The sequence below is a fragment of the Kineococcus rhizosphaerae genome, assembly GCF_003002055.1.
GTDB lineage: Bacteria > Actinomycetota > Actinomycetes > Actinomycetales > Kineococcaceae > Kineococcus > Kineococcus rhizosphaerae.
In genome coordinates this window covers 17,760-37,179 of record NZ_PVZF01000004.1, presented here as the reverse complement: position 1 = coordinate 37,179, position 19,420 = coordinate 17,760, and the positions used below count along the sequence as shown (strand labels likewise).

The 19,420-nt window shown below is 76.6% G+C and carries 15 protein-coding genes; 9 read left to right on the top strand and 6 right to left on the bottom strand.

Annotation, left to right across the window (positions count from 1 at the left end; translation table 11 throughout):
• Position 1: 1 nt before the first annotated feature.
• Positions 2 to 961, top strand: coding sequence for an oxidoreductase (locus tag CLV37_RS09275; protein WP_245885331.1), 960 nt, complete (start codon positions 2 to 4; stop codon positions 959 to 961).
• Here the strand turns inward: CLV37_RS09275 and CLV37_RS09270 are convergent.
• From CLV37_RS09270 to CLV37_RS09260, 3 genes are all read right to left on the bottom strand, one after another.
• Entirely contained in the window at positions 951 to 2,141 is a 1,191-nt protein-coding gene (locus CLV37_RS09270) for an MFS transporter (protein WP_106209535.1), read from the bottom strand. The genes CLV37_RS09275 and CLV37_RS09270 overlap by 11 nt on opposite strands.
• Positions 2,142 to 2,282: 141 nt before the next feature.
• Positions 2,283 to 4,052, bottom strand: a complete 1,770-nt coding sequence (locus CLV37_RS09265; protein ID WP_211298519.1) for an ABC transporter ATP-binding protein — start codon at positions 4,050 to 4,052, stop codon at positions 2,283 to 2,285.
• Positions 4,053 to 4,167: 115 nt separating this feature from the next.
• Positions 4,168 to 5,913 (bottom strand): ABC transporter ATP-binding protein, encoded by a 1,746-nt coding sequence (locus CLV37_RS09260; RefSeq protein ID WP_245885330.1) that lies wholly within the window; start codon positions 5,911 to 5,913, stop codon positions 4,168 to 4,170.
• Between the two features lie 128 nt (positions 5,914 to 6,041).
• On the opposite strand from CLV37_RS09260, the gene guaA reads away from it, so the two are divergent.
• The 8 genes from guaA (at position 6,042) to CLV37_RS09220 (ending at position 16,412) form a co-directional block, all read left to right on the top strand.
• Positions 6,042 to 7,616, top strand: a complete 1,575-nt coding sequence (gene guaA, locus CLV37_RS09255) for a glutamine-hydrolyzing GMP synthase (protein ID WP_211298553.1) — start codon at positions 6,042 to 6,044, stop codon at positions 7,614 to 7,616.
• Between the two features lie 114 nt (positions 7,617 to 7,730).
• The gene (locus CLV37_RS09250; protein ID WP_146149351.1) at positions 7,731 to 9,035 is read left to right on the top strand and encodes an SWIM zinc finger family protein; all 1,305 of its coding nucleotides are present in this window, start codon (positions 7,731 to 7,733) and stop codon (positions 9,033 to 9,035) included.
• Positions 9,032 to 10,522 (top strand): DUF5691 domain-containing protein, encoded by a 1,491-nt coding sequence (locus tag CLV37_RS09245; protein ID WP_106209529.1) that lies wholly within the window; start codon positions 9,032 to 9,034, stop codon positions 10,520 to 10,522. Before CLV37_RS09250 ends, CLV37_RS09245 begins: the two co-directional genes overlap by 4 nt.
• Complete coding sequence (locus CLV37_RS09240) at positions 10,519 to 11,601, top strand: ATP-binding protein (protein ID WP_106209527.1); 1,083 nt, start codon at positions 10,519 to 10,521, stop codon at positions 11,599 to 11,601. Before CLV37_RS09245 ends, CLV37_RS09240 begins: the two co-directional genes overlap by 4 nt.
• Entirely contained in the window at positions 11,598 to 13,799 is a 2,202-nt protein-coding gene (locus CLV37_RS09235; protein WP_106209525.1) for a DUF5682 family protein, read from the top strand. The genes CLV37_RS09240 and CLV37_RS09235 overlap by 4 nt, the downstream gene beginning before the upstream one ends.
• Positions 13,796 to 14,944, top strand: a complete 1,149-nt coding sequence (locus CLV37_RS09230; RefSeq protein ID WP_106209522.1) for a VWA domain-containing protein — start codon at positions 13,796 to 13,798, stop codon at positions 14,942 to 14,944. Before CLV37_RS09235 ends, CLV37_RS09230 begins: the two co-directional genes overlap by 4 nt.
• Positions 14,941 to 15,408 (top strand): SRPBCC family protein, encoded by a 468-nt coding sequence (locus CLV37_RS09225; RefSeq protein WP_245885328.1) that lies wholly within the window; start codon positions 14,941 to 14,943, stop codon positions 15,406 to 15,408. The genes CLV37_RS09230 and CLV37_RS09225 overlap by 4 nt, the downstream gene beginning before the upstream one ends.
• Positions 15,409 to 15,479: 71 nt before the next feature.
• Positions 15,480 to 16,412 carry a quinone oxidoreductase family protein gene (locus CLV37_RS09220; RefSeq protein WP_106209520.1) on the top strand — a complete coding sequence of 311 codons (933 nt, stop codon included), beginning with the start codon at positions 15,480 to 15,482 and terminating at the stop codon, positions 16,410 to 16,412.
• 16 nt (positions 16,413 to 16,428) lie between these two features.
• Here the strand turns inward: CLV37_RS09220 and CLV37_RS09215 are convergent, their stop codons facing one another.
• Genes CLV37_RS09215 through CLV37_RS09205 form a run of 3 tightly spaced genes read right to left on the bottom strand, consistent with a single transcriptional unit; the run spans position 16,429 to position 19,387 of the window.
• Entirely contained in the window at positions 16,429 to 17,913 is a 1,485-nt protein-coding gene (locus CLV37_RS09215) for a glycosyltransferase family 2 protein (protein WP_106209518.1), read from the bottom strand.
• The gene (locus tag CLV37_RS09210) at positions 17,910 to 19,013 is read right to left on the bottom strand and encodes a HEAT repeat domain-containing protein (RefSeq protein ID WP_106209516.1); all 1,104 of its coding nucleotides are present in this window, start codon (positions 19,011 to 19,013) and stop codon (positions 17,910 to 17,912) included. The genes CLV37_RS09215 and CLV37_RS09210 overlap by 4 nt, the downstream gene beginning before the upstream one ends.
• On the bottom strand, positions 19,010 to 19,387 hold the full coding sequence (locus CLV37_RS09205; protein WP_106210110.1) for a response regulator transcription factor: 378 nt from the start codon (positions 19,385 to 19,387) through the stop codon (positions 19,010 to 19,012). Before CLV37_RS09205 ends, CLV37_RS09210 begins: the two co-directional genes overlap by 4 nt.
• Positions 19,388 to 19,420 lie beyond the last annotated feature (33 nt).

The following is a 19,420-nucleotide window of genomic DNA, read 5'->3' as shown; positions in this document are numbered from 1 at the left end:
CGTGCCGCAGTCGACGACCGTGCCCTGGACCCCCGACGCGATCGGTGACCAGACCGGCCGCACCGTCCTGGTCACGGGGGCCAACTCCGGGCTGGGGTTCCACGTCGCCACGGAGTTCGCCCGCCGCGGCGCCGACGTGCTCCTGGCGTGCCGCAACCCCGAACGAGGGCGGGCCGCGCTCGCGCAGCTGAACGCGGCGGTCGCCGACTCCGGCCGCGAGGCGAGCGCCGAGCTCGTCGGCCTGGACGTCGCCGACCTCGCGAGCGTCCGCCGCGCCGCTGCCGACGTCCTGCAGCGCCGCTCCAGCGTCGACGTCCTGGTGAACAACGCCGGGGTCATGGTGCCGCCGTTCGGCCGGACCGCGGACGGGTTCGAGACGCAGGTCGGCACCAACCACCTGGGCCACTTCGCCTTCACGGGGCTGCTGCTGCCCGCGCTGCTGGCCGGCGACGGGGCGCGGGTCGTGAGCGTCGCCAGCGTCGCCCACAAGTTCGGCCGGCTCGACCGCGACAACTACCAGTCCGAGCGCAGCTACCAGAAGTGGCTGGCCTACGGGCAGTCGAAGCTGTCGAACCTGCTGTTCGCGTTCGAGCTGCAGCGCCGCGCCGACGCCGCGGGCGCGCCGATCGTGTCCACGGCCGCGCACCCGGGGCTGTCCGACACGAACCTGTGGAAGATGACGCCGCTGGGCGGCAACCGGTTCGGCGAGGCGCTGGCCGGGGTGCTCGGGCGCGCGGTCGGTCAGCCCGCCGCGCAGGGCGCCTGGCCGCTGCTGCGCGCGGCGAGCGACCCCGACGTCGCCGGCGGGGAGTACTTCGGCCCCGGCGGCCGGCAGGAGTGGCGCGGTTTCCCCGTCCAGGTCCCCGCCCACCCCTCCGCCTACGACACCGCCGACGCGGCCTGGTTGTGGGCGCGCTCGGTCGAGTGGACGGGCGTCGACTTCGGCGGGCTCACCGCCTGACGGGCGCCACCAGGGCGGTCGCGGCGAGCAGCGCCCCGGCCACCCCGACGACGGCGAAACCCCACGCCGGCCCGGCGTGCTCGGCCAGCGCCCCGCCCGCCGAGGCGCCCGTGGCGACGCCCAGCACGACCCCGGAGTTCAGCAGGGCCATGAGGAACGCGCCCCGGCCGGCCGGGGCCAGCCGCGCCGCGACGGTGTTCACCGTCACCAGCGCCGGCCCGACGAACAACCCGAGCAGCAGCACCGCCGCGGCCAGCGTCCCGAGGCGCTGCGCGGTCGCCGCCATGAGGACGGCGCCCAGGGCGAGCCCGGCCCCGCACACGGCCCACCGCGCCCGCAACGTGAAGCGGTCCGGCAGCAGGACCAGGCACAGCGTCGTCGCGGTCGAACCCACCGCCGACAGCGCGTAGACCAGGGAACCCAGGGACGCCGACCCGATCGCCTCGGCCGCGGCCGTCACCCCCGTCTGGGTCGCCCCGAAGACCGTGCCCATGCACAGCATCGCGAGCACCGGGACCGCGACGGCCCACGGCACCCGGCCCGCCGCCGCGCGGCCCGTGCGGGGCAGGGGAGCGGTGCGCCGGTGGGTGCGGTGGCAGGCGAACGCCGTGACGAAGACCGTCGTGAGCCCCGCCGACGTCAGCAGCGCCGCCGCCGGGTCCCCCAGCACCCCGACGATCCCGACGAGGGCCGGGCCGAGGATGAACGTCGCCTCGTCGATCGTGCCCTCGGCCGCGAAGGCCGTCGCCACGTCGTGCGGGTCCTCCGCCATCCGCAGCCAGCGGGCGCGGGAGAACCCGCTGACCGACGGCAGCGTGAACCCGACCCCGGCGGCCGCCGCGAGCACGGTCGGGGTCCCGGCGCCCGCCAGCGCGGTGAAGAGCCCGGCGAGGGCCAGCAGGTGCAGGGCGACGACCGTGAGCAGGACGTTCCGCTGCCCGCGGCGGTCCGCGAACCAGCCCACGACGGGGACCCCGACCGCCTCACCGACGGCCGCGGCGGCGCTCGCCAGGCCGCCGACCGCGACGGACCCGCTGGAGGACGTCACCAGACCCAGGACCGCGAGGGGGACCATCGTGATGGGCAGCCGGCCCAGCCCGGTCACGGGCAGGTAGGCGCGACCGGCGAGGTGCGGCAGCCGCGCGTAGCGCGACAGGAGGGTGGGGGTGGTGGTGCTCACGGGTAGGCTCCAGCGTCGTGGGTGCGCCTCCCCGCCACTGACGCCCCGGAGCCCTGAGAGTGAACTCCTCCTACGGTAAGCGACTCGCGGGGCTGTCCGCACCCCCGCCCCCGGCGCGGGGGTGAGGGGGCCGGGAGCGGCTCAGGCCTCCCCGTGCCAGGACCGCCACAGCCCCGCGTACGAGCCGTCCGCCTCGACGAGCTCGTGGTGCGTGCCGAGCTCGGTGATCCGCCCGCCCTCGACGACGGCGATCCGGTCGGCGTCGTGGGCGGTGTGCAGGCGGTGGGCGATCGCCACCGTCGTGCGCCCCGCCAGGACCGCGGCGAGCGAGCGTTCCAGGTGCCGGGCCGCGTTCGGGTCCAGCAGCGACGTCGCCTCGTCCAGGACGAGGGTGTGCGGGTCGGCCAGCACGAGGCGGGCCAGGGCCACCTGCTGCGCCTGCGCCGCCGACAGCGGCACCCCGTTCTCCCCGACCCCCGTGTCCAGCCCCCCGGGCAGGGCCGACACCCAGCCGCGGGCGTCGACCGCGTCGAGGGCGGCGAGCACCTGCTCGTCGGAGGACCCCGGCGCCGCGAGCGCGACGTTGTCCCGCAGGGAAGCCGCGAACACGTGCCGCTCCTGGGTCACGAGGGCGATGCGCGAGCGCAGCTCGTCCAGCGGCAGCCCCGTCACCTCGGCCCCGCCGACCTGCACGGACCCGTCGGTGGGCGGGGCGATGCCGGCCAGCAACCGGCCCAGCGTCGACTTCCCGGCGCCGGTCGGGCCGACGATCGCCAGCCGCTCACCGGGTTCGAGCTCCAGCGAGACCCCGTGCAGCACAGGGCGTCCGGGGGTGTAGGAGAACCCCACGCGGTCGGCGTGGATCTCGTCGGAGACCGGTTCGTCGTCGAGGGCGACCCGGTCCGGTTCCACGGCCGACAGGCCCACGACGCGCGCGAAGGAGGCCTGTCCCACCTGCAGCTCGTCCCACCAGGCGAGCAGTTCGTTGACCGGGCCGACGAGCTGGCGCAGGTACAGCACGACCGTCGTGACCTGACCGACCGTCTGCAGGTCGTGCCGGACGAGGAACCCGCCCCACAGCAGCGCGACGACCACGGGCAGCAGGTACGACATCTCGATGCTGGGGAACCACACGGTGCGCAGCGACAACGTGTACCGCTCGCGCCGCACCGTCGCCCCGATGACCCCGTCGACGAGCCCGATCCGGTGCTCGGCCAGGCCCAGGGCCTCGACCGTGCGGACGTTCTCGACGTTCTCGCCCAGCGTCGTGGAGATCCGGCCCCACTCGGCGCGTTCGGCCGCGTACCCCTGCGGGGCCCGGCGCAGGTACCACCGCGTCGCGAGGAACAGCCCCGGCACCCCGGCCAGGATCGCGAGGGCGACGAGCGGACCGGAGAACACCGCCGCGACGACGGTCAGGACCGACGTCACGAACGCGACGAGGATCGCCGGCGCGCCGTAGCGCACGGTGTAGCTCAGGGCGTCGACGTCGTTCGTCGTCCGCGAGACGAGGTCGCCGGTGCCGGCCTGCTCGACGACGGACAGCGGCAGCGCCGTGGCCCGGGTCAGGAACTCCTCGCGCAACTGCGCGAAGACCCCCTCGGCCAGCGTGAGGGAGCGCTGGCGGGCCAGCCGCGCGAGGACGGCCTGGACCACGACGGCCGCGACGAGGACCGCCACGTAGACGTCGATGCGGTGCGCGGCCTGCGCGAACGTCGACCCGCCGCGGACGGTGGAGACGACGTCGTCGACGAGCTTGCCGAGCAGGAACGGGCCGGTCAGCCCGGCCAGCGCGGCGAGGGCGTGCAGCCCGAGCATCCGCAGCCCGGGGCCGCGGTGCTGGACCAGCAGGCGCCGCACGTCGAGCAGGACCTGGGCCCGGTCGGCGACGGGGAGGGTCTTGGCGCTCACGCTGCTCCTCCTGTTCGCTCCGTCGCGGCGCCGGTGACGGCGCCTTCCTCCGGGACCGCGCGGCGACTCCGTCGGCGCGTTCCCTGCGTCCAGGCGCCGTCGCGCCGCTCGTCGCTCACTGCGCGGCTCCCTTCGAGAGTTCTGCGCGGGGCGCGGGCAGCTCCGCCGCCGCGTCGCGGGTGACGAACCGCCGGTACCCCGCGTCGTGGGCGAGCAGGTCGGCGTGCCGGCCGCGTGCGACGACGTGCCCGTCGCGCACCCAGCAGACCTGGTCGACCTGCGGCAGGACGAGGGGGCTGGCCGTGGCGACGACCGTGGTGCGGCCCGCGCGCTGCGCCCGCAGCCGGCCCGTGATCCGCGCCTCGGTGTGCGCGTCGACGGCGCTGGTGGGTTCGACGAGCACGAGGGCCTCCGGTCCGCGGGTCAGGACGCGGGCCAGGGCGAGCCGCTGCCGCTGCCCGCCGGACAGCGAGCGCCCGCGTTCGGTGACGGTGCCGGCCAGCCCGCCGTCGACGAGGTCGAGGATGTCGAGCGCGTCGGCGACCTCCATCGCGGCGAGGACCTCGTCGTCGGTGTGGCGGTGCTCGGGGTCGACCTGCTCGCGGACGGTGCCGCTGAACAGCTGGGCGTCGTCCTCGGCGAGCAGGACGCGGGTGCGGACCTCGTGCACGGGCAGGTCCCGCAACCGGACCCCGCCGAAGGTGGCGCGGGTGTCGTCGTCGAACCGGGCGAGCCGGCGGGCCAGGACGGCCGCGTCCTCGGGCGGGTCGCAGACGATCGCGGTGAGGTCGCCGGCGTCCGCGACGACCCCGGAGTCGGGGTCGGCCAGCGCGCCGCCGGGCGTCGTGGCGGTCCCGTCGTCGGTGACGGCGGGCGGGACCTCGAGCAGGGTGATGAGCCGGCGGGCGGCGACGAGCGCGCGCACGTACTTGTCGGCGGCCTCCACGAGCATCCGCAGGGGCGAGGTGAGGAACGCGGCGTAGCCGTAGAGCGCGACGAGGTCGCCGGGGGTGATGTCCCCGCGGGCGGTGGCGCGGGCGCCGGCCCACACGAGGGCGGCCACGAGCAGGCCGGGGACGAGGATCTGCAGCGCCTCCAGCGCCGACTCCCACACCGCGACGCGCACGCCCGCGGCCCGCACCTGCTGGCTCTTGGCCCGGTAGCGGCCCAGGAACACCTCCTCGCCGCCGATGCCGCGCAGGATCCGCAGGCCCCGCACGGTGTCGGTGCCGATGGAGGTCAGCTCGCCGGACAGCTTGCGGTGCAGGCGCTGGCGCTCCTGCAGCGGGCGCAGGACGAGCAGCAGCATCGCCATGACGACGGGGACGCCGATGAGGATGACGAGGCCGATGGGCACCGAGGTGCGCAGCACGAGGACGGCGACGACGACCACGGCGGCCACGGAGGCCACGGCGCGCTGGGTGACGTCGAACGCGTCGGCGAGGCGGGGCCCGTCGGAGGCGATGGAGGCGAGCACCTCGCCCTGGGGCAGCTTCGCCGTCAGCGCCGTTCCCGCGCGGGAGGTGTGCCGGCCCACCTGCTGCAGGGTGCGGAAGCACGCGGTGAGCCAGTTCGTGACGCCGAAGCGGTGCCGCACGATCGCGGCCCAGGCGGTGACCACGGCCAGCCCCAGCACGATCAGCGACCAGCGGGTCAGCGCGCGGGCGTCGCCGTCGACGACGCCGAGGTCGACGGCCTCGCCGATCGCTGCGGGCAGGACGGCCTGGGACAGCAACCACACGGTGCCGACGAGGGCTCCGGCCACCATCGGTCGCCACTGCTGCGCCGCCGTGCGCAGCAGGAACCGGGTGGGGGAGGTGACGTCGGGGGTGCCGGGGTCGCTCAGGGGCAGGGAGCGCACGTGCACCGACGGTAATCGCATTCCGGTCCCGGTTCCACGTGGTTTACCGGGGGCCCGCGCGCGGCGGCTACCCTTGGTGCGTGACGCCGGACGTGCCGCAGACCCCCACCGAGACCCAGATCGCCGAGGTGGCTGCCGAGCGCACCCACCGCCCGGTGCTCGTCGTCGACTACGGGGCCCAGTACGCGCAGCTCATCGCGCGCCGGGTCCGGGAGGCCGACACCTTCTCCGAGATCGTCCCCAGCACGATGCCCGTCGCGGACATGCTCGCCAAGGACCCGTCCGCGGTGATCCTGTCCGGTGGCCCGTCGAGCGTCTACGCCGACGGCGCCCCGCAGGTCGACCCGGCGCTGTTCGAGGCCGGCGTCCCCGTCCTGGGCATCTGCTACGGCTTCCAGGCCATGGCCAAGGCCCTCGGCGGCGAGGTCGCGCAGACGGGTCAGCGCGAGTACGGCGGCACGCCCGCCGACCTGCCCGACAGCGCGAGCTCGACGCTGCTGAAGGACCAGCCTGCGACGCAGAACGTCTGGATGTCCCACGGGGACAGCGTGTCCCAGGCCCCCGAGGGTTTCCGCGTCACCGCCTCCACGCCCGGTACGCCCGTGGCGGCCTTCGAGGACGACGAGCGCAGCCTCTACGGCGTGCAGTGGCACCCCGAGGTCAAGCACTCCGAGCACGGCCAGGACGTGCTGGTGAACTTCCTGCGCCACGGCGCGAAGATCGACCCGGACTGGACGACCGGCAACGTCATCGAGGAGCAGGTCGCGCGGATCCGCGCGCAGATCGGTGACGGCAAGGTCATCTGCGCCCTGTCCGGCGGGGTGGACTCCGCCGTCGCGGGCGCGCTCGTGCAGCGCGCCGTCGGCGACCAGCTCACGTGCGTGTTCGTCGACCACGGCCTGCTGCGCGCCGGGGAGGCCGAGCAGGTCGAGAAGGACTTCGTCGCCGCGACGGGCGTGAAGCTGCACGTCGTCGACGCCGTCCAGCGGTTCGCCGACGCCCTCGACGGGGTCAGCGACCCCGAGCAGAAGCGCAAGATCATCGGCCGGGAGTTCATCCGCGTCTTCGAGCAGGCCGCGCGCGACGTGGTCGCCAAGGAAGGTTCGGACGAGGTCAAGTTCCTCGTGCAGGGGACGCTGTACCCGGACGTCGTGGAGTCCGGCGGCGGCACCGGCGCGGCGACCATCAAGAGCCACCACAACGTCGGCGGCCTGCCCGACGACCTCGCCTTCGAGCTCGTCGAACCGCTGCGCGCGCTGTTCAAGGACGAGGTCCGCGCCGTCGGCGTCCAGCTCGGGCTGCCCGAGGCCATGGTCTACCGCCAGCCGTTCCCGGGCCCGGGCCTGGCGATCCGCATCGTCGGTGCGGTCACCCCGCAGCGCCTGGAGATCCTGCGCGCGGCCGACGCCATCGCCCGCGCCGAGCTCACCGCCGCCGGCCTGGACCGCGACATCTGGCAGTGCCCCGTCGTGCTCCTGGCCGATGTCCGCAGCGTCGGGGTCCAGGGCGACGGCCGGACCTACGGCCACCCGGTCGTGCTGCGCCCGGTGTCGTCGGAGGACGCCATGACGGCGGACTGGACGCGCCTGCCGTACGACGTCCTGGCGAAGATCTCCACCCGCATCACCAACGAGGTGCCCGAGGTCAACCGCGTCGTGCTCGACGTCACGAGCAAGCCGCCGGGCACCATCGAGTGGGAGTGACCGGCTCCCGCCGCCCCCCACGACGATGACGTCGACGCCCCCGCCGGACCCGTTCCGGCGGGGGCGTCCTCGTGCCGGGGACCGGTGTCGGAGGCGGTCCGTAGAGTCGTCGGTGTGTGGACCCGAGACGCCGTGCTGGCCCTGGCGCCCGACGCCGGGTCGGTGAGCGCCGCCGCCAAGCTGGTCGGGTCCGTCTCCGCCGACGGCTGCGACGACGGTGCCGTCTGGGGGTTGTGCGCGGGCAGCGGGAAGACCCCGTACCAGACGGTGGTGGACCTGACGGGCCCGGCGTACAAGTGCTCGTGCCCCTCGCGGAAGTTCCCGTGCAAGCACGCGCTCGCGCTGCTGCTGCGCTGGTCGGCCGGGGACGTCCCGGTCGCCGAGCGGGCCGACTTCACGACGACGTGGCTCGAGGGCCGGGCTGCGAAGAAGGAGACCCCGGCCCCGGCCGAGCGGACCCCCGACCCGGCCGCCGCGGCGAAGCGCTCCGAACGGCGCGCCGAGCGCGTCGGTACCGGGCTGGGTGAGCTCGACGTCTGGCTCACCGACCAGGTCCGCACCGGGCTGGCCGGGGCCGCGCAGGCCGGGTACGCCTACGGGGCGGCGACGGCCGCCCGGATGGTCGACGCGCAGGCCCCCGGGGTCGCGTCCGCCCTGCGGCGGCTGCCGCGCGCCGTCGTCTCGGGGGAGGGCTGGACCGGGCGGCTGCTCACCGACCTCGCCCTGCTGCGCCTGCTCGTCGCCGCGCACGCCCGGCTCGAGGACCTCACCGAGGACGAGGCCGCCGTCGTGCGCGCCCACGTCGGGTACCCCGTCCGGGCCGAGGACGTCCTGGCCAGCGAACCCCTGCGCGACCACTGGGCCGTCACGGGGGTCCGCGACGTCGTCGCCGACAACCTCACCGCGCGACGGGTCTGGTTGCGCGGCAGGCGGACCGGGCACGCCGCGCTCGTGCTCACGTTCACCCCGAGCGGTCAGTCGCCCGACACCTCCCTGCCCGCCGGCACGGTCGTCGACGCCGACCTGCACTTCCACCCCGGCACCCCCGAGCTGCGGGCGGTCGTCGGGACCCGGTACGCCGCCCCCGTCGCCCTGACCGACCTCGCCCCCGGCTCCGCCCGCGACGCCGTCGGGGAGTTCCAGCGCGCCGTGAGCCTCGACCCGTGGACCCGGCACTGGCCCGTCGTCGTCTCCGGGCTCGTGCCCGTCGCCGTCCCCGCCGCCGCCGGGCCGGGGTTCGCGCTGACGGGTCCGGACGGGACCCTGCCCGTCGACGTCGGCGGGGCGGACGTGTGGCGGTTGCTCGCCGTCTCCGGGGGGCACCCCGTCACCGTCGCCGGGGAACTCGGCGACCGGGGCCTGCGGCCCACGGGCGTCCTGGGGGGCGGGCCCGGCGACCGGCGGTGGGTGACGCTGTGAGCTGGGACGACCTCGTGACCACCGCGCTGCTCGGGACCGCCCGGCGCCCCTTCGACGACACCCTGCTGCCGGGGTCCCTGCGCCCGCTGGTCCCGGCGGGGCAGGACCCCGCCCGGCTCCTGGACGCCGCGGCGCTGCTCGCCGTCGCCCGCCGCGTCCGCGACCCCCTGGGGGACCCGGTCGCGGCGCCCGAGCCCGCCGCGCCCGACCGGGCCCCGGTGACCGGGCCGGTCGCCACCGCGGTCCTCGCCGACCTGCTGCGCACGAAGGACTCCCCGCTGCTGCTGGAGTTCCTCGACGTCGCCGCCCGCGCCGGGCGGGTCGTGGCCCCCGAGGCGCTGCCCGCCCTGCTCGACGTCGGCGCGACGAACCGCGCCGTCGCCGACGCCGCCGCCGGGGTGCTCGGGAACCGGGGCCGCTGGCTGGCCGCGCAGCGCGAGGACTGGCGCCCGCAGGCCGCGCGGGTGGCGACCGGGGACGGCGGCTGGGAGTTCGGGTCGACGCGAGACCGGGTCGACCTCCTGCGCGCGCTGCGGCGCGAGGACCCGGCCGCCTCGCGCGACCTGTTGCGCGGCAGCTGGTCCGGGTTCACCGGCGAGGAGCGCGAGCAGTTCGTCGCCGAACTCGCGGTGGGGCTGGGGCCCGAGGACGAGGACCTGCTCGAACCCGCCCTCGCCGACCGCCGCCGCGCCACCCGCGACAGGGCCGCGGCGCTGCTGGCCCGGCTGCCCGCCTCCGCGTTCGCCCACCGCACGGCGCAGCGCGCGCAGGCCTGCGTCCAGCACGGCCCGGCGGGTTTCCACGTCGAACCGCCCGCCGGCCTCGACGAGGCCGCGCGCCGCGACGTCGTCGAGGCCGGGGTCGCGCCGGGGGTGGAACCGCGCAGCGAAGGCGTCCGGGCGCACTGGCTGCGGCAGGTCGTGGCCGCCACCCCGCTGGGGCACTGGACCGCGCTCGTCGCAGGGTCCGCCGCCGACGTCCTCGCCGTCCCGGTCGACGGCGGCTGGGCCCCCGTGCTGCGCGAGGCCTGGGCCGAGGCCGCGGTGCGCCAGGCGGACCCGGCGTGGGCGCGCGCCCTCGTCCCCACGGCCTCCGAGCACGTGCGGGCCGAACTCCTCGCCGTCCTCGACCCCGCCACCCGCGCCCGGCTCGTCGCGGACCTGCTCGTCCGCGGGACCCCCGACGCCGCGGCCGCCACGGCGCTGCTGCGCGACTGCCCCGCGCCCTGGACCCCGGAACTGGGGACGGCGGCGCTCGCGGACACCGTGCGCCGCAGCTGGCCCGCCTCCGCCGGGGTGCGGGTCCGCGAGCGCCTCGACCTGCTCGGGCACCGGCTGCCGCCGGCGCAGTCCGCGGCGCTGGAGGCCTTCGCGCTGCAGCCCGCGCTGACCGACGCAGCCCGCGCGTTCGCGGTCCGGGCCCTGGAGGTCCTGACCGTCCGCCGCGAGTTCCACCACGCCCTGTCGCTGCCGTTGGAGGCCCCGTGACCGACCTGCTCCGCCCGCACGCCGAACAGCAGTTCGCCGACGAGCTCGCCGCGCTCGCGCGCGCCGACGACCGGCAGCGACCGCCGAACTGGAAGCTGTCGCCGTGGGCGGTGGTCACGTACCTGCTGGGCGGGGAACTGCCCGACGGGACGGTCGTCACCCCCAAGTACGTCGGGCCGCGCCGGCTCGTCGAGGTCGCCGTCGCCACCCTCGCGACCGACCGCGCGCTGCTGCTGCTCGGGGTCCCCGGGACGGCGAAGACGTGGGTCGGTGAGCACCTCGCGGCCGCCGTCAGCGGCGACTCGACGCTGCTCGTGCAGGGGACGTCGGGGACGGCCGAGGAGGCCATCCGGTACGGCTGGAACTACGCGCGGTTGCTCGCCGAGGGCCCCACGCCCGCGGCCCTGGTGCCCTCCCCGGTCATGACGGCCATGCGGGAGGGCCGCGTCGCCCGCGTCGAGGAACTCACCCGCATCCCCGCCGACGTGCAGGACGCGCTCATCACCGTCCTGTCCGAGAAGACCCTGCCGATCCCCGAACTCGCCTCCGAGGTCCAGGCGCAGAAGGGGTTCACCGTCATCGCCACCGCGAACGACCGCGACCGCGGCGTCAACGACCTGTCCAGCGCCCTGCGCCGCCGGTTCAACACCGTCGTCCTGCCCCTGCCCGCCGACGCCGAGGAGGAGGTCGGGATCGTGGCCCGCCGGGTCACCCAGCTCGGCCGCTCCCTGGACCTGCCCGAACTGCCCGCGGCGCTGGAGGAGATCCGCCGGGTCGTCACGGTGTTCCGGGAACTGCGCTCCGGGACGACCACCGACGGCCGCACGAGCCTGAAGTCCCCGACCGCGACGCTGTCCACCGCCGAGGCGATCAGCGTCGTCACCGCCGGGATCGCCCTCGCCGCGCACTTCGGCGACGGCGTGCTGCGCCCGGCCGACGTCGCCGCGGGCATCGTCGGGGCCGTCGTGCGCGACCCCGTGTCCGACCGGGTGGCGTGGACGGAGTACCTCGAGGCCGTCGTGCGCGAGCGCGACGGCTGGGCGGAGTTCTACCGCGCCTGCCGCGAGGTCACCGGGTGACGGTCCGGGTCCCCACCGTGCGGGTCCTCGGGGTCCGCCACCACGGGCCCGGCTCGGCCCGGTCGGTGCGGGCGGCGCTGGAGGAGTTCGACCCGGGGGTCGTCCTCGTCGAGGGACCGGCCGACGCCGACGCGCTGGTCGAGTTCGTCGGGGCGGCGGACATGCAGCCGCCCGTCGCGCTGCTCGCGCACCCGGTCGACGCCCCCGACCGCGCCGTCTTCTGGCCGTTCGCGGTGTTCTCCCCCGAGTGGCAGGCGATGACCTGGGCGTGCGAGCGGGGGGTTCCCGTGCGGTTCTGCGACCTGCCCGCCGCGCAGCTGCTGACCCGCACCGACGAGGACGAACCCCTGCGCGGCGCCCGCCTCGACCCGATCGGGACCCTCGCCGCGACCGCCGGGTACGACGACCCCGAACGCTGGTGGGAGGACCTCGTCGAGAACCGGCCGACGTCCCCCGCGGGCGACGACGTCTTCGACGGGCTCACCGAGGCCATGGGGGCGCTGCGCGAGGACACCGGACCCGAGGCTGAGACCGACCACGAGCGCCGCCGCGAGGCCCACATGCGCCAGGTCCTGCGCCGGGCCGTCAAGGAGCACGAGCGGGTCGCCGTCGTGTGCGGCGCCTGGCACGCCCCCGCGCTCACCGCGCCGCTGCCGAAGGTGGCCGAGGACACCGCCGTGCTCAGGGGCGCCGCGAAGGTCAAGGTCGCCCTGACGTGGGTGCCGTGGACGCACGGCCGGCTCGCCGCCGCCTCCGGGTACGGCGCCGGCATCACGAGCCCCGGCTGGTACCACCACCTCTTCGCCGCCCCCGACGCCCCGGTCGTGCGCTGGCTCACCGCCGTCGCCCGGGTCCTGCGCGAGGAGGACCTGCCCGTCTCCAGCGCCTCGGTCATCGAGGCCGTCCGGCTCGCCGAGACCCTCGCCGTGCTGCGCGGGCGCCCGCTGGCCGGGCTCGCCGAGGTCACCGAGGCGACCGCCGCCGTCCTCTGCGAGGGCAACGAGACCCTGCTCGGCGTCGTGACCCGCCGGCTCGTCGTCGGCGAACTGCTCGGCGAGGTCCCCGCCTCCGCGCCGACGATGCCGCTGGAGGCCGACCTGCGCCTGCAGCAGAAGGCGGTGCGGCTCAAGCCCGACGCGGCCGTGCGCGAGCTCGACCTCGACCTGCGCGAGGACAGCGGCCGCGCCCGGTCGGTGCTGCTGCACCGGCTGCGGCTGCTCGGGATCGACTGGGGGACCCCCGCCACCCCGGCGGTCCGCTCGACGGGGACCTTCCGCGAACCCTGGGCGCTGCAGTGGCGTCCCGAGCTCGCCGTCGACCTCGTCACCGCGTCCCGCTGGGGCACGACCGTCGCCGGCGCCGCCACCACCCGGGTCGTCGCCCGCGCCGTCGACGGGGACCTGCCCGCCGTCACCGCCGCCGTCGAGGACTGCCTGCGCGCCGACCTGCCCGCCGCGCTGCCGCAGGTGCTCGCGGCCCTCGACGAGCGCGCCGCCCACGACCACGACCTCGCCCACCTCATGGACGCCGTCCCCCCGCTGGTCCGTGCCCTGCGCTACGGCGACGTCCGCGGGACGGGAGCCGCTGCGCTGCAACCGGTCACGACCGCCCTGCTCGTCCGGGTGTGCACCGGCCTGGGACCGGCCACGAACTCCCTGGACGACGACGCCGCGGCCGCGGTGCAGCGGCGCGTCGACGCCGTCGACGACGCCGTCGACCTGCTCGCCGACGCCGACCTCCTCACCCGGTGGCGCACGGCGCTCGCCGCCCTCCTCGACCGCCCCGACCTGCACCCGCTGCTGGCGGGGCGGATCGTGCGGCTGCTGCAGGACGCGGGAGCCCTGGCGGCCGGGGAGACGTCGCGCCGGCTGTCCCGGGCGCTGTCGCGGCCACCGGCGCAGGTGGCGCCGTGGGTGGAGGGTTTCCTGTCCGGCGGCGGGGTGCTGCTCGTCCACGACCGCGACCTGCTGGACCTGCTCGACGGCTGGCTCACGGCGCTGGCGGACGAGGAGTTCCTCGCGGTGCTGCCGCTGGTCCGCCGGACGTTCTCGACGTTCGCCGTGGGGGAGCGGCGGCAGATCGGGGCCGCCCTGTCCCGCGACGCCTCGCCGCGCGCGGCGGTGGACGTCGACCTGTCCTCCGCGGCCGCGCAGGCCGCGGTGCGCGCCGTCGCCCGGTTCCTGGGGAGCGCGTCGTGACCGAGCGGTCCCGCCGCTGGCGGCTGGTGCTGGGCGAGGCCGGGGGCGAGGGGCTCGGCGCGGGGGCCGACCTCGCGGGCGAGGACCGCACGGTCGACCGCGCCCTCGGGGAGCTGTACGACGCCGGCTCCGGCCCGCGCGGTGCCGGGCTGGGCGGTTCGGCCCCGCGGGTCGCGCGCTGGCTCGGCGACATCCGCACGTACTTCCCGACGTCGGTCGTCCAGGTCGTGCAGCGCGACGCCGTCGACCGGCTCGGGCTGCAGCGGTTGCTGCTCGAACCCGAGCTCCTGCGGGCCGTCGAACCGGACGTCCACCTCGTCGGCACCCTCCTGAGCCTGCGCGACGTCATGCCGACGGAGGTGCGGGCCACGGCGCGCCAGGTCGTGCGCACCGTCGTCGAGGAGATCGAACGCCGTGTCGCGCAACGCACCCGCACCGCCGTCGCAGGGGCCCTGGACCGGGCCAACCGCACCCGCCGGCCCCGGCCCCGCGACGTCGACCTCGGGCGGACCATCGCCGCGAACCTCGCCCACTACCTGCCCGAGCACCGCACGGTCGTGCCCGAACGCCTCGTCGGGTACGCCCGCCGCCAGCGCAGCGTCGCCCGCGACGTCGTCCTGCTCGTCGACCAGTCCGGGTCGATGGCCGAGTCCGTCGTGCACGCGGGGGTGTTCGGGGCGGTCCTGGCGTCGCTGTCGACGCTGAAGACGTCGATGGTCGTGTTCGACACCGCCGTCGTCGACCTCACCGACCAGCTCGCCGACCCCGTCGACGTGCTGTTCGGGACCCAGCTCGGCGGCGGCACCGACATCAACCGGGCCATCGCCTACGGGCAGTCCCTCGTGACCCGGCCGGCCGACACGACGTTCGTGCTCATCAGCGACCTCTACGAGGGCGGGGTGCAGGAGGAGATGCTGCGCCGCGTCGGGTCCCTCGTCGCGGCGGGGGTGCAGGTCGTGGTGCTGCTGGCCCTGTCCGACTCCGGCGCGCCCGCCTACGACGCCGCGAACGCGGCGGCCCTGGCCGAGCTCGGGGTCCCCGCGTTCGCCTGCACGCCCGACGCGTTCCCCGACCTGCTCGCCGTCGCCCTGGAGGGCGGGGACGTCGGGGCCTGGGCCGAACGCGACCTGGGCCGGCCCCGGTGAGCGTGCTCATCGAGGTGGTGACCGACGTCGCCGCCGACCCCGGCGTGGTCTTCGACCTGGAGCTCGACGTCGACATGCACACCGCCTCCCTGCGCGGCAGCGGCGAACGCGCCACCACCGGCAGCGGCCGGCGCCGCCTGCAGCTCGGGGACGAGGTCACCTTCCACGCCCGCCACCTCGGCCTGCCGTGGCGCATGACCAGCCGCGTCACCGCGTACGACCGGCCGCACCGCTTCGTCGACGAGCAGACCCGCGGCCCGTTCCGCAGCCTGCACCACGAGCACCTGTTCGCGGCCCTGCCCGGGGGGACCCGGATGACCGACCGGATGAGCGTCACCGCCCCCGCCGGGCCGCTCGGCGCGGTCGTCGCGCACCTGGTCCTGGCGCCCTACCTGCGGCGCCTGCTGCGACGGCGCGCGGCGCACGTCAAGCAGGTCGCCGAGTCCGCCGGGGGCCGGCGCTGAGACCTCCCGGCGCGTCCTGCCCCCCGGGAGGGCGGGGGAATGCCGGGGGCCCGGCCCGGCTTGCGCCCTGCGTGAGCGCTCGCGTCGTCCTCGCCACCGCCTTCGGAGGACCGGAGGTCCTCGAACTCGTGGACCGCGAGGTCGCGCCCCCCGGTCCGGGGGAGGTGAGCGTCGACGTCCGGGCGATCGGCGTGAACCCCGTCGACTGGAAGGTCGTCGCCGGGAACTTCGGCCGGGACGGGTCGCGGCTGCCGCTGCCCGTCGGGTCGGAGCTGTCCGGCGTCGTCTCGGCCGTGGGTCAGGGCGCGGGGTTCGCCGTCGGCGACGAGGTCGTGGCCTACCCGGTGCGGGGTGCGTACGCCTCGGCGGTCACCGTCCCGGCGGAGGCGGTGCTGCCCAAACCCGCGGGCGCCTCCTTCGAGCAGTCCGCCGGTCTGCTGCTCGTCGGCGCCACGGCCGCTCACCTCGTGCACCTCGCCGACGTCCACGAGGGGCAGACCGTCCTGGTGCACGGCGTCGCGGGATCGGTCGGCCTGGTGGCGGCCCAGCTCGCGCTGCGGACGGGGGCGATCGTCGTCGGCACCGCCGCCGAGCACCGGCACGACGCCCTGCGCAGGCTCGGGATCGTGCCCGTCGCCTACGGCGAGGGGTTGCTCGAGCGGGTCCGGGCCGCCGCGCCGCAGGGGGTCGACGTCGCCCTCGACACGGTCGGCACGGACGAGGCCGTCGACGTGTCCCTCGCCCTGCTGCCCGCCCCCGCCGACCTCGTCAGCGCCGCCGCCTTCGCCCGCGGCGGGGACGGGATCCGCCTCGTCGGCAGCGGCCCGGGCGCCGACCCCGGCACGGAGTACCGGGCCCGGGCGCGCTCCGGGCTGCTGGACCTGCTCGGTCGCGGGGAGCTGACGCTGCCCGTGGCGCGGACGTACCCGCTGGCGCAGGTGCGCGAGGCGCTGGAGTTCGTCCGGGACGGGCACGCGGGCGGCAAGGTCGTCCTCGTGCCCTGACCCGGGGGACGCCCGCTCAGGTCCTGCGGGGCGCCGGACGCGACGACGGGTGGCCGCCGTGCACGGTCCCCGCGCCCACCGGCCGCGGGGGTTCGGCCCGCAGACCCCGTCGCTCCGCACGCCCGTCGCGACGGGTCAGGGCCAGCAGCAGGCCCTGGAACCGGTACCAGGCGTGCACCTGGCGGAAGCCGACGTTGCGCAGCAGCCCGGCGACCAGGAGGGCCGGCAGGTCCCGGCGTCCGGAGCGCCGGGGGGAGGTGAACTCCTCCACCGCGACGACGGTGGTGGACAGCGAGATCCCCACCAGCAGCGCGAACCCGGCCAGCACCACGGCGAGGTCGCGGTCCAGCGCGCCGGTCGCGGCGGCCACGGCCACCGACACCAGCCCGAGGACCTCCACCGCCGGCCCGAGCACCTCGAGCAGCACCAGGGCGGGCAGGGTGAGCACCCCGACGGCGCCGTAGCGCGGGTTGGCGATCATCCGCCGGTGCTTCCACAGCAGCTGCCCCAGACCCTGGGACCGGCGCCGGTGCCGACGGCCCAGCCCCTCCCACGTCTCGGGCACCGTCGTCCAGCAGACGGGCTCGGGGACGAAGACCATCCGGTGGGGCCGGCCCGTGCGACGCAGCAGCCCGTGCAGGGCGACCACGAGGTCGGCGGTCCCGGTCGCCGAGCGCGGGTCCACGCCGCCCAGCTCCAGCAGCAGGTCGCGGCGGAAGAGGCCGAACGCGCCGGAGTCGGCCAGCAGGGCGTGCGCACCCGTCCGGCCGGCCCGGCTGAGCAGGGCCGAGCGCAGCTGCTCCAGGACCTGGACGCGCGCCAGCCAGCGCTTCGGCAGCCCCGGCTCCAGCACCGACCCCCGCTCGAGGCGGGAGCCGTTGAGCGTGCGGACGACCCCACCGGCGGCGACCACGTCGAGCGGGTCCTCGACGAACGGCCGGACCACCGTCAGCAGCGCGTCCGGTTCCAGGACCGCGCCGGCGTCCAGGGTGCAGACCAGCCGGTGGCGGGCCAGGTTCAGCGCCGCGTTGACGGCGTCGGCGGGCCGGCCGACGCCGACCTTGCGGACGACGGTCAGCGGGTCGCCCGTCGTCGCCCGGTGCACCGACAGGACCTCGCCCTCGACGGGCAGGTCCGCGCTCCACCGGGCCGTCACCGGCACCAGGCCGTAGGTCCGTGCGACCAGGTCGAACGTGCCGTCGGTGCTGCCGTCGTCGACGAGCACGACCTCGAAGGCGGGGTAGCGCTGGGCGAGGGCGGCCGCCAGCGTGTCCAGCACGCGGGCCTCCTCGTCGTGCGCGGTGACGAGCACCGAGACGGCCGGGGTCAGGGGGCTGGCGAAGAGCTGGTCGTGCCCCTCGGTGCCGCTCCAGCGGCGGTGGGCCAGGACGCGGCGCGCGGCGGCGACCACGAGCAGCAGCACGACGGCGTCCAGGACCACGACGTAGCCGAGCACCGTCCAGTTCAGGGCGCCGAGGACGTCGGCGACCACGCCGCTCACAGCGCGACCCGCGCCGCGCGGGGGCGCCGGGGAGCGCGGACGGTGAGGGTGTCGAGCGCCGCGCGGGCCGCGGCACCGGCCGGGCCCAGAGCCGTCGCGTGCGCGCTCAGCTGGGTCCGTCCCGCGCCGCCCACGCGGGCCAGCGCCTCGGCGCAGGCCACCGCCAGGGCCGGTTGACGGGCGTACATGCCGACGAGCAGCGCGTCGCAGGCCGCGGGGTCGGCGATGCGGCCCAGCGCCTCGGCCGCTGCGACCCGCAGGTCGAACGGGCCCGAGGAGGTCAGCACCGCGACGAGGGCGGTGGTGGCCCGCGGGGAGCCGATGCGGCCCAGGGCGGTCGCGGCGCTGAGGCGCAGGGCGGCAGGGTCCGCCTCGGCGGCGAGCACCGGCAGGAGGACGTCGAGGGCGCCGGTGTCGTTGTGGTGACCCAGCAGGTCGATCGCCAGGGCGCGGACCGGGACCGCGGGGCCCCGGACCGCCTCGCGCAGGAACGGCAGGGCGGGGGTGCCCAGGTCGAGCAGCGCCATGCCGACGATGCCGGGGGGCAGACCCGGCCGGCGCTGCAACCCGGTGAGCAGCGGCGTCACGGCGGCGGTGTCCCCGATGCGTCCCAGGGCGCGGGCGGCGGCGTTGCGCACCTCGGCGACCGGGTCGGCCAGCAGCGCCACCAGGCGCGGGACGTACAGGCTGCTGCCGGTGTTGCCGAGCAGCTCGGCGGCGCGCCCGCGCCGCCAGGCCTCGCGGCTGGTGAGCTGGGCGGCGGCCCGCCCCACCACGCCCCGGGCGGTGAGGACGTCCTGCAGGGCCTTCTGGTCCGCGCCGCGCAGCCGGGGCAGCAGTTCCAGCACCAGGTCGTCGAGCAGCGGGTCGGTGTCCGCGGCACCGGGCGAGGAGGACCCGGCGTGGGCGTCGTCGGCGGGGTCGTCGTCACCGTCCAGCAGGGCGTGCACGAGGGGGACCAGTTCCGCCCGGCGCCGGGCGGTGCGCGCCGCGTGCCGCGCGCGCAGGACGTGGGCGGCGGCCGTGACGACCGCCAGCACGACCACCAGGGAGGCCAGGACGCCCGAGAGGACGAGGACGCCCGCGGCGAACCGGCTCACGCCGAGACGCGCAGCACGGCGGTGACCCGGGTGGTGAGCTCGCGGGGGCTGAAGGGCTTGACGACGTAGTCGGTCGCGCCCGCGGCGAAACCGCGTTCGAGGTCGGGCTCCTGCGCCTTGGACGTGAGCAGCAGCACGGGGGTGCGGGCCAGCCGCTCGTCGGGGTCGGCCCGCAGCGCCGCGCACACCTCCAGCCCGTTCATCCGCGGCATCATCCAGTCCAGGACCACGAGGTCGGGGCGCAGCTGCCGGGCCGCGGCCAGGCCGGCCTGGCCGTCGGTCTCGACCGAGACGGTGAAACCGAGTCGGCCCAGCCGGAAGGCGACGAGGTCGGCGATGACGGGGTCGTCGTCGACGACGAGGACGTGGGTCATGGCGCTCCGATCGTTGGGGGTACCGGTTCCGGT

Excerpts from the sequence above, each read along its gene's own strand:
- CLV37_RS09205 (WP_106210110.1), bottom strand. The coding sequence starts at position 19,387 with ATGACCCACGTCCTCGTCGTCGACGACGACCCCGTCATCGCCGACCTC.